This is a genomic window from Winogradskyella sp. SYSU M77433, assembly GCF_029911945.1.
Lineage (GTDB): Bacteria > Bacteroidota > Bacteroidia > Flavobacteriales > Flavobacteriaceae > Winogradskyella.
In genome coordinates this window covers 1-1,567 of record NZ_JARYTG010000025.1, presented here as the reverse complement: position 1 = coordinate 1,567, position 1,567 = coordinate 1, and the positions used below count along the sequence as shown (strand labels likewise).

At 37.1% G+C, this 1,567-nt stretch carries 1 protein-coding gene; it reads left to right on the top strand.

Annotated elements, in window-relative coordinates; translation table 11 throughout:
* The first annotated feature begins 278 nt into the window (after nt 1–278).
* Complete coding sequence (locus QGM60_RS18090) at nt 279–1,364, top strand: adenylate/guanylate cyclase domain-containing protein (protein WP_281141645.1); 1,086 nt, start codon at nt 279–281, stop codon at nt 1,362–1,364.
* The last annotated feature ends 203 nt before the right edge of the window (nt 1,365–1,567 follow it).

The following is a 1,567-nucleotide window of genomic DNA, read 5'->3' as shown; positions in this document are numbered from 1 at the left end:
TTTTTGTTTAACCCTACGCTTCACTACATGTTTTACGCTAAATAATCGGAGGTCGTTTGTAAACGCATAGGGTATTTTTGAATAGATTTTTTTTGCTTGTATCCTAATCGAAGTTTGAGCTGCTTTCTCTTTTATTATTTGTTTGTCATGCTGAACTCGTTTCAGTACCTTAATTGATTGGTGTTAGGGTATCTCAATCATCTGTGGAAAGAGAAATAACATCCAGTGTTACAGAATGATATCTTTTGGTATTTTTGTGAACGCTTATTCATATCACTATGCTTTCAGCTAAACACAAACGTCTTTTAAGTCAGATAGTGCCTATCGGTATTATTTGGTTGGTGACGGGTTGGGTGTTCTTGTGGACGGAATATGCGATTATCGGTTCGGCTGAAAATACTCCGGATTCGGCTATTGCCATTACAGCTGAAGTCTTTGTTTTTGCAAGTATCAGTGTAATTGCTGTTGGACTACTAGTTGGGCTGGTTGAGTTTACCTATATCAACCGTATTTTTCAACGTTATAGCTTTTTGGTAAAGCTTGTAGGGAAGTTCTGCTTTTATGTGGTCTTTATGGAGCTTATCATTTTGATTACTTTCATCAGTGCTGCGGCTATAGAGCTTCATGCTTCGGTGTTTGATGCAATAGTGTGGCAGAAATTTATAGTTTTCTTTTTGAGTATTACCCATATTTCTACGCTGATACAATTGGCATTTTCGCTATTGTTGTCCTTGTTTTATGTTGAAATAAGCGAGAATCTAGGGCATTCGGTTATGGTCAATTTCTTTACTGGGAGGTACCATAAACCTAAATATGAAATGCGACTGTTTATGTTTAGCGATATGAAATCCTCAACTCAAATTGCGGAAACACTTGGTCATAAAACCTATTTTGAATTCTTGAAATCCTATTACAATGATCTTTCGGATGCTATTCTACGTCATAAAGGTGAGGTGTATCAGTATGTGGGTGATGAGATTGTATTGTCTTGGCAATGTCGCACCAAAAACTATGCTCAGTTGAGTTTGGATTGTTTTTTTGCTATGAAACAAGATTTAGAACAGCGACGTTCGTTTTATACAAAGCATTATGGTGTGTATCCAGATTTTAAGGCGGCTATTCATATTGGGGAAGTTACTACAGGTGAAATCGGCGCGCTTAAAAAAGATATTTTCTTTACGGGTGATGTGTTGAATACTACGGCTCGTATGCAGGCGGCGTGTGCAACTTATGGTGTAGATTTATTAGTTTCTGAGGCTGTGGTCAATGCTGTTGCTGATGATGCTTATCGTTTTGAAGCTTTGGGTTCTTCGGCTTTTAAGGGGAAACGGGAAATGGTTGCGGTGTTTTCGGTTGTGGGGTAGTGTTTGTTTTTGATTTTTGGTTTTTGGTGTTTTGTTACTTGGTGTGATTTGTTAGAGGTGCGTAAATTGTATTTAGGGGTTGTTTTGTGTTATTCTGAACTTGATTCAGTATCTAAATTTAGTTTATTTCTTCTTGTTCATTTTTATTCGTCGATATTCATTGTTTAAGAACTCATGATGTGCTACGCAATTGAAAGACCAAA

What these genes read in the sequence shown, in the direction of transcription:
- QGM60_RS18090 (WP_281141645.1), top strand. Translation starts at nt 279, where the DNA reads ATGCTTTCAGCTAAACACAAACGTCTTTTAAGTCAGATAGTGCCTATC.